The organism is Rhodococcus oxybenzonivorans, assembly GCF_003130705.1.
Lineage (GTDB): Bacteria > Actinomycetota > Actinomycetes > Mycobacteriales > Mycobacteriaceae > Rhodococcus_F > Rhodococcus_F oxybenzonivorans.
Genome location: NZ_CP021354.1, coordinates 1,379,462 through 1,402,147, shown reverse-complemented (window position 1 = coordinate 1,402,147; position 22,686 = coordinate 1,379,462). Strand labels below are relative to the sequence as shown.

16 protein-coding genes are annotated in these 22,686 nt (G+C 66.6%); 8 read left to right on the top strand and 8 right to left on the bottom strand.

The annotated features are described in order from the left end of the window. Positions 1-211 precede the first annotated feature (211 nt). Positions 212-2,452 carry an NADP-dependent isocitrate dehydrogenase gene (locus CBI38_RS06700; RefSeq protein ID WP_109327456.1) on the bottom strand — a complete coding sequence of 747 codons (2,241 nt, stop codon included), beginning with the start codon at positions 2,450-2,452 and terminating at the stop codon, positions 212-214. Positions 2,453-2,821: 369 nt separating this feature from the next. On the opposite strand from CBI38_RS06700, the gene CBI38_RS06695 reads away from it, so the two are divergent. Then, positions 2,822-5,968: a multicopper oxidase family protein gene (locus CBI38_RS06695; RefSeq protein WP_109327455.1), complete on the top strand. Its 3,147-nt coding sequence runs from the start codon at positions 2,822-2,824 to the stop codon at positions 5,966-5,968. Positions 5,969-5,976: 8 nt separating this feature from the next. Here CBI38_RS06695 and CBI38_RS06690 read toward each other — a convergent pair whose 3' ends face one another. Genes CBI38_RS06690 through CBI38_RS06675 form a run of 4 tightly spaced genes read right to left on the bottom strand, consistent with a single transcriptional unit; the run spans position 5,977 to position 11,183 of the window. After that, positions 5,977-6,618, bottom strand: a complete 642-nt coding sequence (locus tag CBI38_RS06690) for a PepSY domain-containing protein (RefSeq protein WP_230990096.1) — start codon at positions 6,616-6,618, stop codon at positions 5,977-5,979. A gap of 35 nt (positions 6,619-6,653) precedes the next feature. After that, the gene (locus tag CBI38_RS06685) at positions 6,654-7,625 is read right to left on the bottom strand and encodes an antibiotic biosynthesis monooxygenase (protein WP_109327453.1); all 972 of its coding nucleotides are present in this window, start codon (positions 7,623-7,625) and stop codon (positions 6,654-6,656) included. Positions 7,626-7,635: 10 nt separating this feature from the next. Continuing rightward, positions 7,636-10,359 carry a molybdopterin-dependent oxidoreductase gene (locus CBI38_RS06680; RefSeq protein ID WP_109327451.1) on the bottom strand — a complete coding sequence of 908 codons (2,724 nt, stop codon included), beginning with the start codon at positions 10,357-10,359 and terminating at the stop codon, positions 7,636-7,638. After that, positions 10,356-11,183: an FAD binding domain-containing protein gene (locus tag CBI38_RS06675; protein ID WP_109327449.1), complete on the bottom strand. Its 828-nt coding sequence runs from the start codon at positions 11,181-11,183 to the stop codon at positions 10,356-10,358. The genes CBI38_RS06680 and CBI38_RS06675 overlap by 4 nt, the downstream gene beginning before the upstream one ends. Positions 11,184-11,360: 177 nt before the next feature. On the opposite strand from CBI38_RS06675, the gene CBI38_RS06670 reads away from it, so the two are divergent. The 4 genes from CBI38_RS06670 (at position 11,361) to CBI38_RS06660 (ending at position 16,303) form a co-directional block, all read left to right on the top strand. Continuing rightward, on the top strand, positions 11,361-12,860 hold the full coding sequence (locus CBI38_RS06670) for an acetyl-coenzyme A carboxylase carboxyl transferase subunits beta/alpha (protein WP_109327447.1): 1,500 nt from the start codon (positions 11,361-11,363) through the stop codon (positions 12,858-12,860). A gap of 125 nt (positions 12,861-12,985) precedes the next feature. Continuing rightward, a complete protein-coding gene (locus tag CBI38_RS06665; RefSeq protein WP_109327445.1) occupies positions 12,986-14,050 on the top strand; it encodes an alpha/beta hydrolase in 1,065 nt (354 codons plus the stop codon). A 78-nt stretch (positions 14,051-14,128) separates the two neighbouring features. Beyond that, positions 14,129-14,296 carry a hypothetical protein gene (locus tag CBI38_RS38345; RefSeq protein WP_201453514.1) on the top strand — a complete coding sequence of 56 codons (168 nt, stop codon included), beginning with the start codon at positions 14,129-14,131 and terminating at the stop codon, positions 14,294-14,296. Positions 14,297-14,383: 87 nt separating this feature from the next. Further along, entirely contained in the window at positions 14,384-16,303 is a 1,920-nt protein-coding gene (locus CBI38_RS06660) for a propionyl-CoA synthetase (protein ID WP_109327443.1), read from the top strand. A gap of 21 nt (positions 16,304-16,324) precedes the next feature. On the opposite strand, the gene CBI38_RS06655 is transcribed toward CBI38_RS06660, so the two are convergent. Beyond that, complete coding sequence (locus CBI38_RS06655; RefSeq protein WP_109327441.1) at positions 16,325-16,909, bottom strand: TetR/AcrR family transcriptional regulator; 585 nt, start codon at positions 16,907-16,909, stop codon at positions 16,325-16,327. A 92-nt stretch (positions 16,910-17,001) separates the two neighbouring features. Between CBI38_RS06655 and CBI38_RS06650 the strand changes: the two genes are divergently transcribed. Next, complete coding sequence (locus tag CBI38_RS06650; protein WP_109327439.1) at positions 17,002-18,225, top strand: MFS transporter; 1,224 nt, start codon at positions 17,002-17,004, stop codon at positions 18,223-18,225. 21 nt (positions 18,226-18,246) lie between these two features. Here the strand turns inward: CBI38_RS06650 and CBI38_RS06645 are convergent, their stop codons facing one another. Together CBI38_RS06645 and CBI38_RS06640 are read right to left on the bottom strand one after the other, a co-directional pair. Further along, positions 18,247-19,587, bottom strand: coding sequence for a cryptochrome/photolyase family protein (locus tag CBI38_RS06645; RefSeq protein ID WP_109327437.1), 1,341 nt, complete (start codon positions 19,585-19,587; stop codon positions 18,247-18,249). 29 nt (positions 19,588-19,616) lie between these two features. After that, on the bottom strand, positions 19,617-20,534 hold the full coding sequence (locus CBI38_RS06640) for a mechanosensitive ion channel family protein (protein WP_109334898.1): 918 nt from the start codon (positions 20,532-20,534) through the stop codon (positions 19,617-19,619). Between the two features lie 71 nt (positions 20,535-20,605). Between CBI38_RS06640 and CBI38_RS06635 the strand changes: the two genes are divergently transcribed. After that, positions 20,606-21,322 carry a response regulator transcription factor gene (locus CBI38_RS06635; protein WP_109327435.1) on the top strand — a complete coding sequence of 239 codons (717 nt, stop codon included), beginning with the start codon at positions 20,606-20,608 and terminating at the stop codon, positions 21,320-21,322. Next, positions 21,319-22,686, top strand: coding sequence for a sensor histidine kinase (locus tag CBI38_RS06630; protein WP_109327433.1), 1,368 nt, complete (start codon positions 21,319-21,321; stop codon positions 22,684-22,686). The genes CBI38_RS06635 and CBI38_RS06630 overlap by 4 nt, the downstream gene beginning before the upstream one ends.

The following is a 22,686-nucleotide window of genomic DNA, read 5'->3' as shown; positions in this document are numbered from 1 at the left end:
AACCTTGCCGGCATCCGATGGTGTTGGCGGAGTACCTGATTGACGCCTCGACACGTACACCGAGGCCGGCAACCGCGCCTGCGCGCCGGCCACGCTCTCGCGCTGGGTTGCGGGGATTGAGCATAACCACCGTCGCGGCGGGCTACCCCGCACCCCGGTGGCAGCGAGGTCGTCGCGACCACGCCGTCCGGATCCGCCGCGACGATCGGGCTCAGCGTTGGGCGGCAGCCAGCGTGGTGTTCAAAGTCTTGCTCGGACGCATCACGGCGACGGTCTTCTCGCTGTCCGGCTTGTAGTAGCCGCCGATGTCAACCGGCGCGCCCTGCACCTCGATCAGCTCCCGCACGATCGTGTCCTCGTCCCTGGCCAGCGCCTCGGCAAGCGGGGCGAACTGCTCCGCGAGTTCCTGGTCCTCGGTCTGCGCGGCAAGTTCCTGCGCCCAGTACATCGCAAGGTAGAACTGACTGCCCCGGTTGTCGAGCTCGCCGGTCTTGCGCGACGGGCTCTTGTTCGTCTCCAGCAGCTTGCCGGTCGCTGCATCGAGCGTCTTTGCCAGTATCTTGGCGCGTTCGTTGCCGGCCTTGATGCCGAGGTCCTCCAGGCTGACGGCCAACGCCAGGAACTCACCGAGCGAATCCCAGCGCAGGTGGTTCTCCTCCACCAACTGCTTGACGTGCTTGGGCGCAGACCCGCCTGCGCCCGTCTCGTACAGGCCACCGCCCGCCATCAGCGGCACGATCGACAGCATCTTGGCGCTCGTGCCGAGTTCGAGGATCGGGAACAGATCGGTGAGATAGTCGCGCAAGATGTTGCCGGTCGCGGCGATGGTGTCCATCCCGCGGATCAGTCGCTCCAGCGTGTACCGCATCGAGCGCACCTGCGACATGATGTGAATGTCGAGGCCCTCGGTGTCATGATCCTGCAAGTACAACTCGACCTTCTTGATCAGCTCGTTCTCGTGAGGACGGTACGGGTCGAGCCAGAACAGGACCGGCATGCCGGAGTTGCGTGCCCGGGTGACCGCTAGCTTGACCCAGTCGCGGATCGGCGCGTCCTTGACGGTGCACATGCGCCAGATGTCGCCCGCCTCGACGTGCTGGGTGAGCAGCACCTCACCGGTGTCGACATCGACGAAGTTGGCGTCGCCCTCCTCCGGAATCTCGAAAGTCTTGTCGTGCGAGCCGTACTCCTCCGCCTTCTGCGCCATGAGCCCGACATTGGGGACGGTACCCATGGTCGTCGGGTCGAACGCGCCGTTGGTCTTACAGAAGTTGATGATTTCCTGGTAGATGCGCGCGAAAGTGGACTCCGGCATCACCGCTTTGACGTCCTTGGGTCTTCCGTCGGCGCCGTACATCTTCCCGCCCGAGCGGATCATCGCGGGCATCGAGGCGTCCACGATGACGTCGCTGGGTGAATGGAAGTTCGAGATGCCGCGGGCGGAATCGACCATGGCCAACTCGGGACGGTGCTCATGGCAGTTGTGTAGGTCCTGATTGATTTCGTCGCGCTGCGTGCTGGGCAGCGTCTCGATCTTGTCGTACAGGTCGCCGAGACCATTGTTGACGTTCACGCCCAGCTCGTCGAACAGCTTCTGGTGCTTCGCGAAGGCGTCCTTGTAGAACGTCTTCACCGCGTGACCGAAGACGATGGGGTGCGAGACCTTCATCATCGTCGCCTTGACGTGGAGGGAGAACATCACGCCCGTCTTGCGCGCATCCTCCATCTGTTCCTCGTAGAAGTCGAGCAACGCCGTCTTGCTCATGAACATGCTGTCCATGATGTCGCCCTCGCCCAGGTCCACCTCGGGCTTGAGGACGATCGTCTCGCCGCCTTTGGTCACCAGCTCCATCCGGACCTTGCGCGGCCGGTCCAGCGTCATCGACTTTTCGCCGTGGTAGAAGTCGCCGTGCCGCATGTGCGCGACGTGGCTGCGCGAGGCCATCGACCACTCACCCATGCTGTGCGGGTGCTTGCGGACGTACTCCTTCACCGCCTTGGGTGCGCGGCGATCGGAGTTGCCCTCACGCAGGACCGGGTTGACCGCGCTGCCGAGGATCCTGCCGTAGCGCTGCCGGATCTCACGTTCCTCGTCGGTCTTCGGGGGGTCCGGGAAGTCCGGAATCTGGTAGCCCTTGCCCTGGAGCTCCTTGATGGCGGCCAGGAGCTGCGGCACAGACGCGCTGATGTTGGGCAGCTTGATGATGTTGGTCTCGGGCAGTTGTGTCAGACGACCCAGCTCGGCGAGGTTGTCCGGGACACGCTGCTCTTCGGTCAGACAGTCGGGGAACTCGGCCAGGATGCGGGCGGGCAGCGAGATATCGCTGGACTCGACCTCGATGCCCGCGGCGCCGGCGAAGGTGCGCACGATTGGCAAGAAGGCGTAGGTCGCGAGCAACGGCGCCTCGTCGGTCAGCGTGTAGAGGATGGTCGACTGTTTGTCGGCGCTCATGGTTGATCTCCCGCGTTAGTTCGGTCCGCTTACGAAGAGCTATGCGTGCGGCTACGGTATCGCGTCGGGTAACAGGCTACGTGCGACACCACCACGACCATATACAAGCGCCGGTACTCGAACTCCACTTGTCCACGGCTGGTTTCGTCGACCGCTCGAACACTCCAGTGGGCAGTCGCGTCGAGCAACTGGGCAAGTCTCCGAGGGCCCGCCGAATCTCTACCTTGAACGTCGGGCGCTCGACGACCGCCCCGCGCTGGGCCGCGAGTGGGTGAAGGCGCGAATCCCCTGATTGCGGCCGTGCGTGCCGTGTACCGTTCGATATGTCGATCGGCGCTGCTCACGTGCGGTCGTGGAACGGGGAACGTCATGGTCGTCCGTCGCAGAAGGCCGGTCGTCCTGGTCGCTGTCACGATGGTCATGTCGCTCACTCTGATGTTCGCCGGCTGCGCATCCGACACGACCACCGCGGGTGGTGGCAATTCCGGGCCGGACGGCACACCCGTCGCGTACCAGGAGCCGGTGAAGCTGACGAGCGACGGCGGGGTCCTCGAAGTGCGGCTCTCGGCCCATCAGGGCACCGTCGACCTCGACACCGCCTCGGCGCCGGTATCGAATTTTCTGCTCTTCGGGTACGAGGTTCTCCGAGGCACGGCCTCCGACGGTTCGACGGAGGCCGACGGCGTCTACCCGGCCCCGACGCTGCGGGTCGATCCGGGTGAGCGTCTGATCATCCATTACGACAACGACCTGCAGAACCTGACGATCGAGGATTTCTACGATCCCGCCTTCACACCCGCAGGTGGGGACGTACCGATCTACCCGCCGCCTCTGACGTCGTCACCGCTCAATCTCCACACCCACGGACTGCATGTCAGTCCGGACGGCAACGCCGACAACGTCCTACTCGACATCCCGGCGGGCAAAGGCAACGTCTACGACTACGCGGTGCCGAAGGACATGCCGAACGGCCTGTACTGGTATCACAGCCACCGCCACACGGTCACGGCGCAGCAGACGTATCTCGGACTCGCGGGACTCCTCGAGATCGGGCGTCCCGACGGCAACCTGCCGCTGGTGACCGAGCACGACATCCCGATCCGGGACATGGCGTTGCAGTACAACTTCGTGTTCGACCGCAAGGGCGGCGGGCATCAGCTGAACGACCCGAACTGGCCGCAGTACGTGAGCACGCTGACGCCCCCCGAAGGCGACCAGCTCGCCGACGGCACGTACTCGCCGAGCCTGGCCCCGGTGAACTTCTCGGAAACGTCGGAGGGCGCCCAGTACTTCACCAACTGGTACAGCGGACCGCTGTCGCCCGCCAACCACCGGGGACAGAACCAGTTCGTGCCCGGCAACCTGCAGAGTTTCAGCAGCGACACGACAAACATCCCCGCGGATCCGTCCCTGCCGGACAATCAGCGCGATGTGCAGTACACGGTGAACGGCCAGTTCCAGCCGGAACTGAAGCTGAAGCCGGGACAGACCGAAATCTGGGTGCTCGCGAACATCAGCGACTTCGCCTACATGCCGCTGCGCCTCACCGAGACGGCGACGGGCAACCACCCGAAATTCGCGGTAGTCGGCCAGGACGGAAATCCCTTCCCCCAGGTCGAGAGGCCCGTCGGCGGTGACGGGACCCGGCTCGTCATCCCGCCGGCGTCGCGGTACGCGATTGCGGTAACGATGCCGCAGACCGGCGACCTGGTGCTGGACATGCCGCCCTTGGACAACGCGCAGCCGGTCAGCAATCCCGGTGTGCTGTACACGAACGACGGCACCGAGAACCCGCCCGCTGTTCTGGGCACCGTCACCGTCGACCCGTCGGTCATCAGCTACGCCGACGGCTTCTTCACCTTTCCCACGCAGAAACTCGTCCACGCTACCCCGGACGACGGGCAGGGACGGACCACACCGTTCGAACCCGGGCAGAAACTCGACGCCTACACGTCTTTCGTCGACACGTCGGCGATGACGCCCGACGTCAAACGCACCCTCACCGTCTCGGGCGGTTTCGGCAACGAGAAAGCCAGCAACAGCGACCCCAAGGCATTCACCTACGAGTTCGACGACAACACCTTCCCCAATATTCCCTTGATCCAGCCGCGGCTGAACTCCGTCGAGGAGTGGCTGATCACCAATCTCAACAATGACGAACACCCGATGCACATCCACGTCAACGACTTTCAGGTTACCGAGATCGTGGACCCGGTCGCCGGCACGAGGACAGGGGTGCAGATGTGGGGTGAGGACAACGTCAACGTGCCGGCGCCGGTGACCGACGCGAACGAGAACCCGCTCGTACCGGCCTCGGTGACGCTGCGCACGAAGTTCACCGAGTACATCGGCACCTTCGTCATCCACTGCCATCGACTCAACCACGAGGACAACGGGCTGATGGCCACCGTCAACGTGATCCCCGAGGTGTCGACGTACGCGGTCGCGGTACCTGGATCACCGGGAGGGGCGGCGACCGTGCAGGTCTACGACGGCAACGGTGACAGGCTCGTCTCGACCGCCACGCCCTTTCCCTCGTTCGAGGGAACGCCGACCGTCGCCATGGCCGACGTCGACGGCGACATGGTGCTCGACCTCGTGGCCGGCACGGGTGCGGGGGTGGCACCCGAGGTGGTGGCCTACGACGGAGCAGACGGGTTCCTCTCCGAGCTCACCCGTTTCGCGCCCTTCGACGCGGAATTCCGCGGTGGTGTCACTGTCGCAGGCGCGGACATCGACGGCAACGCCCTGGCCGACAACATCATCGTCGGCTCCGGTCCCGGAATCGAGTCGGAAGTGAAGATTTTCGGTCTTCCCGGCAAGAAGGGCACGGCCCCCGGGTTGTTCGGGAGCTTCACGCCGTACCCAGGTTCGACGTCGGGTGTCACGGTTGCCACCGGCATGGTCGACGCCGTCTCGGGCCGGGACAGCATCGTTACCGCGCCCGGTCCGGGTGAAGCACCCCGCGTGAAGACATTTCGCTACGACCTGTACACCCAGACCGCTGCGGCCGAGGCGAGCGGTTCGACGGACGAGCATGCCGGCCACGCTGCCGGGCCCGTGACCACCACGGACTTCCTGGCCTTCGACGAGAGCTATACCGGTGGCGTCTCCCTGTCGACCGGGTGGGTCGCGGGCGCCGAGGGCGGCGCTCAGAGCATCGTCGCCGGCCAGCTCGGCGGCGACGGCACGGTTCGCGTCTGGTCGAGCGGTTCACGACTCGACGGCGAACCGGCGATGTATCTCGAGAGCCCCAACCATCATTCAGGGCCCGTCACCTTCACGCAGATCGCCGCCTTCGTGCCGTTCCCGGGCAGTGGCGTGCAGGTGGCCACGACGAGCACCACCACGGGCGCAGATCTACTCGTCAGTGGTGCCGGACCGGGCGGCGCCGAGATCCGCAAGTTCGAACTCGGCAGGGCCGACCCGCAGGCCGGCACCCTGGTGCCGTCCCCGCTGGGCGTTCTCCCCCCGCTGCCTGCACCGAGCGGACCGGTGCCGCTCGGTGGGCGGTAGATCGTCCGTCAGTTGTCGGGTACCACCACGCCGGTGGCGGCATCGACGTTCACGTCGTAGTCCCAGCCCCTGCCGTCGCGAATATGCACGTGCCACACCGTTTTACCGTCCCGCTGCTGTTCCTCCGAGGAGACCACCGTGCCCCCGGGCACCGTCGCCAGGGCAGTCTGCTCGGCCTGCTGCTGGGTAACCGCCTGCGACGCGGCCGGCACGGAGGGGGTGGTCGCAGCCTCGTCGTCGTCCCGGTCCTGGTCCTCGGATACGACTGTGCCGTTGGCAGCGTCGACGTTCACGTCGTAGTCCCAGCCCCTGCCGTCGCGAATATGCACGTGCCAGACGGTCTTACCGTCCCGCTTCACCTCTTCGGACGAGACGACCGTGCCTCCGGGCACCGTCGCCAGAGCGATCTGTTCGGCCTGTTGCTTGCCCACCGCCGTCGAGGCCGCCGTCCCACTGGGCGAGGTGCCGGCGCCAGTCGTGGTTGTCGAATCCGTCGTGGTTGCCGAATCCGTCGTGTTGACGGCTGCCGTGGCACTGGTCTGCGAACCGGAGTCGTCGGCGCTGTCCGAGCCACAACCTCCCAGGAGCAGTGCCGATGCCATGGCAAGGGCGGTCAGGCTCGTACCTCGCACGGTTTTCGCGGTCATCATCGATCCTTCCGTTGACGGTGTCGGGGGCGCTGCTGTCAGGGCAGCGTCCAGAACTGGGTGGTCACCAGAAAGAAGACGAGCACCCAGAACACATTGGCGGCTGCGACGAGCGCGATCCCTCTGACGTTGGACTTCACCTTCGACGCACCCGCTGGGGGCCGCAGCCACCGCCCCAGGAGCGGGTTCACGTAGTGGGGCATCGTCAGGAAACTCATGGTGAAGCTGGACAGCAGATTGCCGACGAGCATTCCGAGCCACAGCGGCATCCGCAACGGCGACAGCGCAAGTGTGAGCAGCACGACGGTGGGATACAGGCCGACCCAGACAGCGATGGAGGTTTTGGTCTCCGACGGCGGCGGGGCCTCCTTGCCGTTCTCGTCGAACGCGAACCAACTGCCGAAGGAGTTGTCGACGGTGCGTAACTCGAAGTCGGAGAACTCTTCACCCTCCGCCAGCAGCTCCTGCCGCTTCTTCGAGGTGAGCCAGGTGTCGAGGTGCGCCGCGGTGTCGTAGCGGTACAGCGCGGTCCACTCGTCCTGCACGCCCTCGACGGGACGGAAGAGTTCACTGCCCCGGAACCCCTCGAACCTGCTCTCTTCCAGGCGCAGTCGCTCCTGCCAGTCGAGGAAGGCGGTGACGTTGCCGGACGCGACGCGATGTGACACGACGACGGTGACGAGCGGGTCGTGGGGTCGGGTGTCCCCGCCGAGGACCTGCTGGGTGGCGGGACCGTCGACGTACCGCTGCCCCACGTCGAGGTGCTCCTGCCGGGTGGCGCTGTTGATCCAGGCCTGCACGTGAGCGATGGAATCGAAGCGGTAGACCACCACCCAGTCGGGCTGCACGTCGGTCGGTGCGGTGATCTCCGCGCCCATGAACCCGGCGTAATCCGAGGCGGCGGCATTCATGTCCTCTTGCCACGTCTCGAAGGCCTGCTCGCAACCGGCGCGGACCTTCTGGCCGATGATCACCGTCGCGGCGCCGCTGTCGATCCGTTCCGCGCGCATCGCCGCCGCCCTACGCCTGCGCCGTCACAACGCTCGTCGACTCCCCGAGCCGTCGGTAGATGCGCTCGGGTGTCAGCGGCAACTCCCGGTAGCGCACACCGGTCGCGTCGTGCAGGGCATTGGCCAACGCCGGCGCCACCGGGTTGATACAGCACTCCGCCATGCCTTTGGACCGCATCGGGCCGACAGAATCCGACGAGTCGACCAGCAACACCTCCGTGCGCGGGACGTCGGCGTACGTGGGGATACAATAGTTCCGCAGGCTCGGGTTGATCATCGTGCCGGTGTGGTCGACGTGGTAGTTCTCGGTCAGCGCGAACCCGATGCCCTGGGCCACGCCGCCCTCGATCTGGCCGCGCACCTGAGCCGGGTTGATGACAACGCCGGCGTCGGTGGCATGAACGCTGTAGAGGATGCGGACCTCGCCCGTGATCCGGTGAACGGCGATACGGAAGCCGTGGGTATTCGACACCACGCTGCGCGGCGAGCCGTACGCCTTGCGCGCCGCGGTGAACCGGATACCGCGTCGGTGTGCCGCATCGAGGAGTTCGCCGAGCGAGACGCGGACGCCACCACAGACAACGCCGTCGTCGTCCATCGAGCAGTCGGACAAATCGGACCGGGTGTGTGCGGCAGCGAAGGCCAGGATGCGGTCGCGGAGGGCGTCGGATGCCCGCAGCACGGCGTTGCCGGCGACGAACAGGCCCGCGCTCGCGAACGCTCCTGTGTCGAAACCGGTCCGGTCGGTGTCGGACTGCACGAGCCGCACCCGCGCGGGTGTGGTGCCGAGCTGGTTGGCGGCGATCTGCACATGCGCGGTGGACGTTCCCTCCCCGAATTCGACCGTGCCGACTGCTAATTCGTAGACACAGTCGTCACCGAGTGTCAGCCACGCCTCCGAGATGTGCTCCGTGGGCGGGGCGGTCTCGTGCACAGAACTGGCGGTACCCGTGCCGATCAGCCAGTGGCCACCGAGCGCCTTCCCGTCCGCACTGCGCGAGAGGGCAGCGTCGACGAGGTCGATGCACTGGCCGAGGCCGTCCTCGTTGAAGGCGACGTCGTCCGGCCGGTCGTCGATTGCCACGAGGGAATCCCCGGGGCGCACGATGTTGCGTCTGCGCAGTTCCAGCGGATCGATGTCGAGGGCGACCGCGAGTTCGTGCATCGCGGACTCCACCGCGAACGCCGGCTGAGTCATGCCGTACCCGCGCAGCGCACCACTCGGCACCGTGTTCGTGTAGACGGAGTACGCGTCGAACTTCTTGTTGCGGCACCGGTACATCGAGATGGCGGCTCCGGCCGCGAACAGGGTCTCGCCCCCGTGATTGCCGTAGGCGCCCGTGTTCGACACGTTGCGCACCCCGAACGCGGTGAGCGTGCCGTCGGCCCGCGCTCCCAAGGTGATCGTCAACGTCATCGGGTGCCGCGGCGATGCCGTCGTGAACTCCTCCTCCCGGGTGTACTCGAAGCAGACCGGACGCCCGGTGTCGAGGGCGGCGAGCGCCACCAGATCCTCGGTGATCACCTCCTGCTTGCCACCGAAACCGCCACCGACACGCTTGCAGAACACACGCAGCTGATCGGGACGCAGGTCGAAGAGATGGGCCAGCTTGACCTTGGCGATGGAAGGCGACTGCGAGCTGGTGCGCACGTGCAGCCTGCCGTCCTCCATCCACGCGATCGACCCGTGCGTCTCGAGATGCGCGTGCTGTACGCGCGGGGAGAAGTAGGTGCCCTCGTGGATCACGTCGGCCTCGGCCAGCCCCGCCTCGAGGTCACCGATGTTCCCGTGGAGTTCGAGGAGGATGTTGTGGTCGGGGTCCCGTACGAAGGGGTCGTCCGAGCCGTGCAGCCGAGGCGCCCCGTCCGCCATCGCTTCCTCCGGGTCGAACACCGCAGGCAGCATGTCGTATTCGACCACCACCTTCCGGCATCCCTCCTCGGCGGCGGCGACGGTGTCGGCGAGTACCGCGACCACCCGCTGCCCGGCGAACCGCACGGTGTCGTCGAGGATGTAGGTGTCGTCGGGGTCGACGAGGTGATCGGTGTGGATTGCCGTGGTGAACCTCTTGCGGGGCACGTCCTGCCACGTGTACACCCGCAGCACCCCGGGAACGGCGAGCGCCGCGGTCTTGTCGATGGAGACGATGCGCGCATGGGCGTGCGGGGAGTGCAGCACCTTCAGCTGCAGCATGCCCTCGATCTCGGTGTCCATGGTGAACTCGGCGCGGCCCGTGACCACTTCGGTGGCTGCGGGCGCTCCCACACTGGTGCCGACGGCCTTGCCCGGCAGCGCTTCCTCGATCTCGGTGACACCGTTGATCGCGTCTTCGATCGCCCGGTACCCGGTGCAACGGCACAAGTTACCCTTCAGCGCGCGAGGCAGATCCGCCTTCTGCGCGTCCGTGAACGTCGCCGAAGTCATGATCATGCCGGCAGTGCAGAAACCGCACTGAAAGCCCGGCGCATCGCGGAAGCAGCGCTGCACCGGGTGCAGATTTTCGGGTGAGCCCAGCCCCTCGATGGTCGTCACCTCGTGGCCGTCGGCCCGGAAAGCAGGGGTGATGCAGCTGTGCACAGGGACGCCGTCGAGCCACACCGTGCACGCGCCGCAATCGCCCGCGTCGCATCCCTTCTTCACACCGTGATGGCCCAGTGCGCGCACGAAGGTGCGCAGGCACTGGCCCGGCTCGGGTTGTTCGTCGAACGTCTTGCCGTTCACGGTGTACGTCATGACAGTTCTCCCGGTGCCAGTTCACTGCGAATCTCTTCGGCGAAGTGTTTCGCCAGGTGACGGCGGTGGTCGGGAGTGCCGTTCGGATCGTCGAACCACACGTCGGCGGGTAGGTCGTCGATGCTGTGGCGCAACGCGTCGGCATCGGGCATGGAGTCGAACGACAGGCGCACCGGACGGGTGGTGCCCGCAGTCAGGGTGAGCAGAAAGTCGTCGGTTCCGGGCGACTGCGTGGCGATCAGGAAGATCGTGGAACGACCCAACTGCGTAAGCGTGAAACGACGGTGGGTGTGACGCTTACGCAAGGCACTCACCGGAATGTCGATGCGCCGCAGGATGTCACCCGGCGCGAGGATGTTGCGGTGATCTCCCGTCACGAAGTCGACGGCATCGACGGTGCGTTCGGATCCGTCGGCATTCCAGAGCGTGTACGTCGCCTCCAGCGCGACGGTCAGCGTGATCATCGGGCCGGCAGGCAGTGACATGCAGATGTTGCCGCCGACTGTCGCCGAATTCCATACCTTGAACGACGCCAGAAACGCCTCGCAACTCGTGGCCAGCAACGGGCCGGCGAGCCAGTCGCCCGGCGGCTCCAGCGCATACAGCTCCCGGATCGTGCACGTGGCACCGATCTCCAGGCCGGCGTCACCGGCCACCAGCGCATCCCAGCCGAGGGTGGTGATGTCGACGAGGCGGCGGACGTCGGGCTGCGGGACGGAGAACAACCACGTGCCCCCGGCCAGCCAGGCGTCGCCGTCACACCACGCCTCCCCCGGCCTGTCGGATGGTCGTCGAACGACGTCCGTGACAGTGTGGAGATCCATGGGACTGCTCCCCTCGGGGGAAGGTGTCGTTCTCATGCCCAACCTGCATCGACGTCTTCGACTCTAGACACCGGCGACGGTGTGTCGGCGCCGTTTGCGCTGTTCCCGCCGAATGGACTGCCGTCACCCGCCGTAGCAGGCATCGCTCCCTGCGGACGTACCGCTACTCTCAGGGCCATGGCCGCCAAGATCTCCGCCCACGACGTCCTCGAATTGGTGTTGGATCAGGGCAGTTACGTCTCCTGGGACACCACCCCGGTGGACGTGCGGCCCGACGACAAGTACGGAACGGACCTGATGAAGGCCGCCGAGAAGTCGGGCGTCGACGAATCGGTGCTCACCGGAGTCGGCACGGTTCGTGGTCGCCGGGTAGCTGTGATCGCCTGCGAGTTCGCGTTCCTCGCGGGTTCGATCGGGGTGGCGGCGGCCGAACGCATCGTCAGCGCCATCGAGCGGGCAACCCGCGAGGGGCTGCCCCTGCTCGCCTCCCCCACGTCCGGGGGCACGCGGATGCAGGAGGGCACCGTCGCCTTCGTGCAGATGGTCAAGATCGCCGCGGCCGTGGCGACCCACAAGGCGGCGCACCTGCCGTATCTGGTGTATTTGCGCAATCCCACCACCGGCGGAGTTTTCGCGTCCTGGGGTTCACTCGGGCACATCACCGTGGCCGAACCCGGTGCGCTGGTCGGGTTCCTCGGTCCCCGCGTCTACGCGGCGCTCTACGGCGAGAAGTTCCCCGACGGCGTGCAGACGTCGGAAAACCTGTACCGCAACGGTGTCATCGACGGCGTGGTCCCTGCCAGTCGGCTACGGCTCCTAGTGCATCGCGCCCTGCGCGTGCTGATCGACCCTCCTGCCACACCGACGGTCACCGCCGAGATCCCGGACGTCGAAATTCCCGACGTCCCTGCCTGGCAATCGGTGATGCTCTCGCGGCGCGCCGACCGTCCCGGTATCCGTCACCTCCTCCGGCACGCGGCCACGGAGCAGGTCCCGCTCAGCGGAACGGGGCAGGGGGAAACCGAGGGCACCGTGTTGTTGTCGCTGGCGCGGTTCCGCGGTGCCCCCTGTGTTCTCCTGGGCCAGGACCGCGCCGGACAGTCGGCGCTCAATACCATGGGACCGGCCGCCCTGCGCGAGGCCCGTCGGGGCATGCGTCTCGCGGAGGAGTTGCAGATACCACTGGTCCTCGTCATCGACACCCTCGGCGCGGCGCTGTCGAAGGAGGCGGAGGAACGCGGACTGGCCCCGGAAATCGCACGCTGCATCTCCGATCTGGTGACGCTGAAGACTCCGACCGTGTCGGTTCTGCTGGGACAAGGCACCGGCGGCGGGGCGCTGGCCTTCCTTCCCGCGGACCGCGTCCTCGCCGCACAGAACGGCTGGCTGGCGCCGCTGCCGCCGGAAGGTGCCAGTGCCATCGTCCACCGCGACACCACGCACGCCCCGGAGATGGCGGCCGCACAGGGCATCCGTTCCCTCGACCTGCTGCGCGACGGCGTCATCGACGCGATCATTCCCGAGCGACCCGACGCCGCCGACGAACCCGTCGACTTCTCGAAGCGAGTCGGCGAGGCCATTTCCCGCGAACTGCGCACGCTCATCGCTGCGCCCGACGCCGAGCGATTCGCCGCGCGGCTGGCCCGCTACCGGAACCTCGGCCTGCCGAACGGCTAGGTTTCGTCGCCGGCGAACATCGGGTCTTCCGTTTCAGCCGCCGAGAGGAATGTTTCCCCGTTACCGTGAGAGGGAATCAGGATCCAACGGTAGTCGGGCAGTGCAGTCGAGCACGAGGAGCGGCCATGAGCGCGATCGGACACCGTCGGGCGCACCCGATCATCGGACGCTGTCGGGCGCTCCTGATTGTCGCTGTCGTCGCCTCGTCGAGCCTGTTCGGTCAGGTGGCCGTAGCGTCGGCCGACGAGTGGCGAACTCTTCCCACCGACACGCCGGCCTCGGCGGACGGATCGGTTCTCGACCGCATCGAGGAGATCGACGGCCGTCAATTGAACATGTACGTCTACTCGGCGGCGATGGAGAAAGTGATTCTTCTCGAGGTGATTCGTCCGGCAGACGCCAGCGTGCCTCGCCCTACCTTGTACCTACTCAACGGTGCCGGTGGCGGGCAGGACTCGGCAACCTGGAAGGCCAAGACTGACGTGGTCAGCTTCTTCGCCGACAAGAACGTCAATGTGGTCACCCCTGTCGGCGGCGCGTTCAGTTACTACACCGACTGGCAGAAGCCCGATCCCACTCTCGGCCTCAACAAATGGACCACCTTCCTCACCGAGGAACTTCCCCCGATCGTCGACGCCACACTGGGAACGACCGGCGAGAATGCCATTGCGGGACTGTCGATGTCGGGCACTTCGGTGCTGAGTCTCGCCCAGTCCGCCCCCTCGCTGTATCGGGCGGTCGGCTCCTACAGCGGGTGCGCCGAGACGAGCACCCAGCCCGGCCGAGATTACGTCACCTTCGTGGTCAGCGCCCGCGGCGGAGACGTCGAGAACATGTGGGGACCCCCGGGCGATCCGGACTGGGTGGCCAACGACCCCGTCGTCAACGCCGAAAAATTGCGGGGCATCGACCTCTACATCAGCAACGGTACCGGCCTGCCCGGCCACCACGACACGCTGAACGGTCCGGACGTCAACGGGGACGTAGGCGTCCTGGCCAACCAGGTGATCGTAGGCGGAATCATCGAAGCGGGGACGAACCAGTGCACCTACCGGCTGGCCGACCGGCTGAACTCACTGGGAATCCCCGCCACGTTCGACTTCCATCCCACCGGCACCCACTCGTGGGGCTACTGGCAGGACGACCTGCACAACTCCTGGCCGATGATCGCGTCGTCGCTCGGCATCTAGCGCCGGATCCGGCGGAACTCCCGTTTCGCCTCTCGCCCCGTCGGGTATCCGGCGCGGACCGAGAGGAAGGACGAGCACATGGAACGCGCGAGCGCCAAACACGGACCTCGGCAGGACGACGAAATGAAGCACGAGACAGAAGGAATGATCCGCGGCAACAAACCCACGCGCGCGGAAGAATGGCGCGATCCCGAACCTCCAGCCGACGACGACCCCGATGTCGTGGGTTGGCGCGGTATGGACTGACCCCGCGCCGCGCCGTCCACCGACGTCCACCCGCCATCGCATAGGGTGTTTCAGGTCACAAGGTGAACGGCGAGAGGACGAACATCGATGAGCTCCCCGACAGCGAGCGCCGGACGTACGTACGCAGACGTCTACCGCGAGAGCGTCGAACGTCCCGAGGAGTTCTGGCTGGCGGCCGCAACGGCAGTCGAGTGGGTCGAGCAACCGACGCGCGCCCTCGACGATTCGTCCGCCCCGATGTATCGCTGGTTCCCGGACGCACGGCTGAACACCTGCTTCAACGCTCTCGACCGGCACGTGCGGGACGGGCGAGGTGATCAGGACGCCCTGATCTACGACTCGGCAATGGCACCCGAGGCTTCCCGCACATACACGTACGCACAGCTGCTCGACGAAGTGTCCCGGTTCGCCGGCGTCCTCGCCGCACAGGGCGTGGTGGCCGGCGACCGGGTGATCGTCTACATGCCGATGATTCCCGAGGCCGCCGTCGCAATGCTCGCCTGCGCCCGCATCGGCGCCGTCCACTCGGTGGTGTTCGGGGGTTTCGCGGCGAAGGAGCTGGCGACACGGATCGACGACGCCGGACCGGTTGTGCTGGTCACGGCATCGGGCGGGCTCGAGCCGGGGCGCACCGTCGAGTACCTGCCGATGGTGGCGAAGGCGCTCGAATTGTCGAGCACTCCACCGCATACGGTGATCGTCAAGAATCGCGAGCAGGTACCGGGATCGGCCGCCGACTACCGCAACGACGGAGCCTCCTGGTTCGACTGGGACGCCCTCGCCGCCGATGCCTCGCCCGTTCAGCCGGTTCCCGTCGCTGCCACGGATCCGCTGTACATCCTCTATACGTCCGGAACCACGGGTAAGCCGAAGGGCGTGGTCCGGGACAACGGCGGGCATGCGGTGGCCCTGACCTGGTCGATGACCAACGTCTACGACATCGGCCCGGGTGATGTGTGGTGGACCGCCTCCGACGTGGGCTGGGTGGTCGGTCATTCGTACATCGTCTACGGCCCGTTGCTGGCCGGTGCCACTTCAGTGCTGTACGAGGGCAAACCGGTGGGCACTCCCGACGCCGGGGCGTTCTGGCGGGTGATCTCCGACCACGGGGTAGCCGCACTGTTCACCGCCCCGACCGCGATCCGGGCAGTCCGCAAGGCCGACCCCGAAGCGAAAGAGATTGCCAAATACGATATCTCGTCGTTGAAGACGCTGTTCGCCGCCGGCGAGCGCCTCGACCCCGACACCTATGCGTGGGCCACCCGGGTTCTCGGCCTCCCGGTGGTCGACCACTGGTGGCAGACGGAAACGGGCTGGGCCATCTGCGCCAATCTGCGCGGGCTCGAACCCATGCCCGTCAAAGCCGGCTCCCCCACCGTGCCCGTGCCTGGTTATCGCGTCGAGGTGGTCGACGGTGAGGGTCACGTCGTTCCGGCAGGCACCGAAGGCAATATCGTGATCGGGCTTCCCCTCCCGCCCGGAACCTTGACCGGACTGTGGCGCGACCCGGACCGGTTCGTGAAGTCCTACCTCGCCACCTTCGACGGCTACTACCTCACCGGCGACTCCGGGTACATCGACGAGGACGGGTACGTGTTCGTCCTCGGCCGCAGCGACGACGTCATCAACGTGGCCGGCCATCGGCTCTCGACCGGCAGCATGGAAGCCGTGGTCGCGGGACATCCGGCCGTGGCCGAGTGCGCGGTGGTCGGGATCCGCGACGAGCTGAAGGGACAGCGGCCCAGCGGCTACGTGGTCCTCAAGGCCGGTGTCGACATCGACCCGGAAACGTTGCGCGCCGAATTGGTTGCGATGGTGCGCGAGCAGATCGGCGCGGTCGCAACGTTCCGGGACGTCACCGTCGTGGGAGCCCTGCCGAAGACGCGCTCGGGCAAGATACTGCGTAAGACGATGCGTCAGATCGCCGACCACGAGCCGTATACCGTGCCCTCCACCATCGAGGATGTCGCCGTGCTCGAGGCGCTCGAGAAGCAGCTCCGGGACTGACGTCTCCAGGTAAGGCGCGCGTCAGGCGTGAACGACCGTATCGAGGGCGGAATCGACCAGCGCCCCGATGCGGTCCTCCGCGAGCGGATCCTGATCGAACAGAATGCGATAGACGATCGGCGCGACGACGTGGTCGATCACGCCCTCGACGGCACCCGGCGCCCCTGAAAACTGTGCGTCCCGTTCCAGGATGGTGTTGATCTGACTCCGGCAGAACGCCGCGCACTTGTACTGATTGGTGCCGTTGTCGGGGCGGCCCATGTCACCACTCATCACGATGTCGCGCAGCGCGGCCCGGCACACCGGCGAGGACATCTCCTCCAGATACTCCTGAGCCCACGCCACGAGGTCACCGCGCACACTGCCGGTCTCCCGCGGGGGCGTCTCGGGCCGCAGTCTCTCGATCGCCACGTCGGCGAATACCTCGGTGATGTCGCCCCAGCGCCGGTAGATGGTGGACGGGGTGACGCCGGCGTCAGCCGCGATCATCGGGACGGTGATGTCCGCTCGCTCGCGCTCGGCGAGCAGCTTGCGCGTGGACGCATGCACCGCTTGCTGGATGCGGGCGCTGCGTCCACCGGGGCGTGGACCTGTGACCGGGCTCATGAATCCATACTAACGCGAAATCTTTGCATTAAGAATGACGGCGGCGTACGTTCATAAATGCAAACGCTTTGCTTTAAAGCTGGGAGTACCGCATGACGACCCTTGCCGCACCCGTTGCTCCACCGAAGTCGCGACCCACACTCGGCCGCGGCGCAGCGTTCACGCTCGTCGCCGTGGTGATCGCCACCCTGCTCGGAGCGTCTGCGGCACCGACACCCCTCTACGAGCTCTACCAGAGCCACTGGGGCTTCTCGTCCCTGCAATCCACCCTGGTCTTCGGGATCTATGCCGTAAGTCTGCTCTTGGCCCTGCTCACCGTCGGTTCTCTCTCGGACTACATCGGCCGACGCCCCGTCCTCGTCACCGCGCTGGCCTTCGAGGCGGTCGCGATGGCCATGTTCGCCTCAGCCGAGAGCCTCGGGCTTCTCCTGGCAGCCCGGGTCGTGCAGGGTTTTGCGACCGGCGCCGCGATCAGCGCGCTCGGATCGACCCTCATCGACCTCGAGCGCAGACCCGGCCGCGGTTCCACCGTCAACAGCATCGCGCCCACGGTGGGTCTCGCGGTCGGCGCCATCGGATCGAGTCTGATCAGCGAGCACCTTCCGCGTCCGACCAGCACCGTGTTCCTCGTCTTCCTCGCGCTCTTCGTCCTCGAGCTCCTGGGTATCTGGGCAGCACCGGAAACGGCCGTGCGGCAGCAGGGCGCGCTGGCCTCGATACGCCCGAGGCTCGCGGTACCGTCCCCCGCTCTCGGCATGCTCATGCTCACCGGGCCGTGCCTGATCGCCGTATGGGCACTCGGCGGTTTCTACCTGTCGCTCGGCCCCTCACTCGCCCGCAGCGCCTTGGACGTCCACACCTCGTTGATCGGCGCCATCATGGTGGCGACCCTGACGGGAACCGGGGCGATCGCCGTCTTCGTACTACGCAACGTGGCGGCGCGGCGAGTGCTGCTCGTCGGCACCTCTGCCCTGATCGCCGGTGTGGCCGTCACACTCGTCGGCGCCGAAACATCCTCGGCAGCAATAGTCCTGGCAGGAACAGCCATCGCGGGAGTCGGCTTCGGCGCCGGCTTCCAGGGCACAATCCATACCGTGATGCCTCTGGCCGCGCCCCACGAGCGGGCGGGTCTGCTCTCGACCATCTACGTGATCGCCTACCTGGCCAACAGTGTCCCGGCGCTCCTCGCCGGCTACCTGGTCGGCGAGGTCGGATTGGTCGACACCACCCGCCTCTACGGCGGACTCGTCATCCTGCTCGCCGGGGCCGCCTTCCTCGGCCTCCTTGTGCGCCCAGCGCCTGTGAGTACTTCTTAACCGCCCGCTGTTAACAAGTACTCACGGGGCCTTGATTTCGCCGTAGCGGGCGAGGGACTCCTGCCGCTCGAGGCCGTGGTCGACGATGGGCTCCGGGTACCCCTCGGGCCGAAGGGCTTTCAGCGAATGGACGGCGCGGCCCGGGATGCCGCGAAGCTCCGGCACCCACTTGCGCACGTAGGAGCCGTCGGGATCGAACTTCTCGCCCTGGGTGATCGGGTTGAACACCCGGAAGTACGGGGAGGGATCGGTGCCTGTTCCCGCCGTCCACTGCCAGCCGTGCTGATTGTTGGCCAGATCGCCGTCGACCAGGCGGTCCATGAAGTAGCGCGCTCCACGCCACCACGGCAGGTGCAGGTCTTTCACCAGGAACGACGCGACGATCATGCGCACCCGGTTGTGCATCCACGCCTCGGCTCGGAGCTGACGCATTCCCGCATCGACGATCGGGAACCCGGTTCTTCCCTCGCACCACGCGGCGAACGCCTCGTCGGCGTCGGGGCCGGAATCGAGTCGGATCGCGTCGAACTTGCGGTCGTAATTGCCGCGCGCACTGTCTGGGCGTTGAAAAAGGATGTCGGCGTAGAAGTCTCGCCAAGCCAACTGACGCCGGTACGCTTCGACCCCCTTACCGGGGCGGCGTGAAAGATCGCGGAGCATGGTGCGGGGATGGATGTTGCCGTACTTCAGGTACACCGACATCCGGCTCGTCGCGTCGAGGTCGGGACGGTTGCGGGCATCGTCGTAGGAGTCGAGTTCGTCCTCCAGGAACTCTGCCCACCTTCGCAAAGCCTCCGACTCCCCCGCGGCCACGCCCTCGGACTCCGGCTGGGGAATTGCTGCCCGTCGGACGGGGACGTCGTCCGGTTCGATCCAGTCGACCGTCGCGGCACCGGTGTCGATCGGCGCACGCCACCCGTGGTCGAGCCATTGCCTGAAGTACGGAGTGAACACGCGATACGGTTCGCCGTCGGCCTTGCTGACCCTCCCCGGTGCCACGGCATAGGGCGATCCGGTGGCCACCAGTTCGGTGCGCTCGGCAACCGCTGCATCACGCTCGCGGCCGTAGGGACCGAAGTCGGCGCTCACGTGAACCTCACCCGCCGACACCGCCTCGGCAACCGCTGGGACCACGTCGGCAGGAGCGCCGTGCACTACCAGCAGCCGCCCCCCGAGTTGGTCGTCGAGCGCAGTCAGGCTGCGGTAGAGAAAATCCCGGCGCGGGCCGCCCGCGGGGTGGAGCAGCTTCTCGTCGAGCACGAACAGGCCGAGCGCGCGAGCCCCCGCCTCGGCGACGGTGTGCAAGGTCGGAAGATCGCCGAGCCTGAGGTCGCGCCGGAACCAGACCAGTGCCGTGTCCATGCCTGCCACGGTACTGAAACGCAACGCCGTCAGGCGTCCATGCGGGCCGCCGACACGATCGACAGGTACGGCGCATCGATGTCGTACTTCTCGAACGCCGCGAGAGCCGCCCGCGCGAACGTGCGCTGCACCGCCCACTGCCGTCCCGGCTTGGTGCGGGCGGTGATGCGGAGCGTCACCGATTCGGCGGTCACGGCATTGACACCCAGCATCTCGGGCGTTTCCAGCACGTCCGCCTCGATCGCGTCACTTCGCGACGCCTCCAGGATGGCGTCGAGGGCCACCTCACATGCCCGCTGAACGTTGGCCGCATGCGCGATCGGCAGATCCACCACCGCCACCGCGTATCCCTGACTCATGTTGCCGACCCGGACGATTTCACCGTTGCGGCAGTACCACAGGGTGCCGTTGACGTCGCGGATCGTGGTGACCCGCAAGCCCACCGTCTCCACGGTTCCCACGGCCTCACCGAGATCGACCACGTCGCCCACGCCGTACTGATCCTCGAGCAGCATGAACATGCCCGACAGAAAGTCGCGGACGAGGTTCTGCGCACCGAATCCCAGTGCGAGACCGATCACACCGGCGGACGCGATGAACGGGGCGACATTCACCCCCAGAATGCCCAGGATCTGCAACACGCCCCAGATGAGAACGACGATCGACACCGCGGATTTGAGTACCGACCCGATCGTCGTGGCACGCTGCGCTCGGCGTTCGTTCGCCATCACTTCCTTGATGCCTCTCGGCGCTCGCTCACGCAGAGGGCGAAGCATCGCCGGTTTGTCGGTGGCAGTCCGCTGCCGGGTCATCCGGTCGATGAGCCGGTGCAGGGTGAACCGCAGGGCCAGCGCGAGAACGACGTAGATCGCGATCTCGGCCGGGCGGTGAATCAGCCAGTCACGGTTGGTTTCGGTCAGTTCGAATGCCAGTAGCGAAGAAAACATCGCACCCGAGTGTACGGACGGACACGACCGGACCACCGCCATCCACCTCCTCCTCACGGCACAATGCAGGAGTGACCGCCACCGACTCAGCCAGTGTTCTCGTCGTCGACGACGACGAGGACGTGCGGACTTCGCTCGAACGTGGTCTGCGCCTGTCCGGATTCACCGTTCTCACCGCAGTCGACGGAGCCGACGCCCTCCGAGTGGTCAGCGAGCGACGCCCCGACGCGATGGTCCTCGACATGAACATGCCCGTCATCGACGGAACCGGTGTCGTGACCGCGCTCCGCGCAATGAACAACGACATCCCGATCTGTGTACTCAGTGCCCGCGACACCGTCGACGACCGCATCTCCGGGCTGGAGTCGGGAGCGGACGACTACCTGGTCAAACCGTTCGTCCTGGCGGAGTTGATCGCCCGGATCCGGGCAATGCTCCGGCGGCGCGGTGCGACCACGCCCCCCGCAGCCGATACCCCCGCGGCTCCGCCGATCCGCGTCGGTGCCCTCGAGATCTTCGTCTCGGCGCGCCGAGTCTTCCTCGCGGGCCACGAAATAACCCTGACCAAGCGGGAGTTCGAACTGCTCGAGGTCCTCGCCCGCAACGTCGGCATCGTCCTGAGCCGCGAACGACTACTGGAACTGGTGTGGGGATACGACTTCGTGGCCGACACCAATGTCGTGGACGTCTTCGTCGGGTATCTGCGGCGCAAGTTCGAAACCGAGGGCCAACCGCGCATCCTGCACACCGTGCGTGGCGTCGGGTTCGTGTTGCGGGAACCGTCGTGAAGCGCTCGTTCTCGCTCCGGACCCGTGTCGCGGCGGCCACGGCGCTCGGGGCGACCATAATCGTCGTGGCGTTGGGCATCCTGGTGGCGCTCGCGATCAACAGGAACAACTTGTCCCAACTCGACCGACGGCTCGAAACGGCGTCCGACGTGCTGGTTCCCAACGCGGCGACAGCAGGACTGTTCCTCGGCGCGCTGGGCGACAAGGGCGCCTTCGCGATCACCATCCGGTCCGCGGGCGGCGACACCGTTCTGGTGAGCACCCCCACCCGGCTGCCACCGCTCGAACCGGGGTGGGAGTCCGTCGACGTCAACGGCACGAAGTATCGGGCGTTCACGGCGACGACACCCTTCCTGGGGACCCGGATCTCACTCGCCGTCCCGTACTCGGAGGCCCAGGACGTCACCACCGAACAGCAACGCCAGGTGGCCCTCGTCGGTGTCCTGGCCGTGGCCGCAGCCAGTGGCCTCGGCTGGTTGTTCGGTGGCCGGGCGGTTCGTCCCCTGGTCGACCTCACCGGCCGCATCGTTCGCCGCGACCCCGAGTTGACGCCCGCGTCCTCAGGGGTGCGCGAGGCAGACGAACTGGCCTCCGCGGCGGAGTCGATGTTGCGCGATGTCGCCGAGGCACAGGACGCCACCACCGCCGCCCTGGCCACCGCGCGTGACTTCGCCGCCGTATCCGCCCACGAACTGCGCACGCCGCTCACCGCGATGCGCACCGACCTCGAGGTGCTCACCACGCATCAGCTGACGGCCGCGCAGCAGCACGAAATTTTTCGCGATCTGATTCGCGCCCAGGGCCGGGTGGAATCGACCCTGTCGGACCTGGAGCGGCTGGCCCGCGGAGAATTGTCCACCGACCAGGACTTCGTGGACTGCGACCTCGTCGACATCTGCGATCTGGCGGCCGACGATGCGATGCGACACCATCCCGGACTGCAGGTCACCGTCGACGCAGTTCCGCTGACCGTCCGCGGGATGCCCGGCGGACTGCGGCTGACACTGGACAATGCGATCACCAACGCCGTCCGGCACGGGGGTGCGACTGCGGTCCGGATCACACTGAGAGCCGTGGACGACGCCACCGTCATCACGGTCGACGACAACGGTTCCGGCGTACCGGACGCGGAGCGGACTCAGGTGTTCGAGCGGTTCCACCGCGGCACCAATGCCACCAGCAGCGGATCGGGACTCGGCCTCGCGCTCGTTGCTCAACAGGCAGCGCTGCACGGCGGGCGGGCGCACTTCGAGGACAGCCCGCTCGGTGGTGCCCGGTTGGTCGTGGAGCTGCACTCGGCCGACGCACATCCGATGCCGCACCTTCCGGCGCAGAATGCGACAAGTCCCGCCTCACCGAGGTGA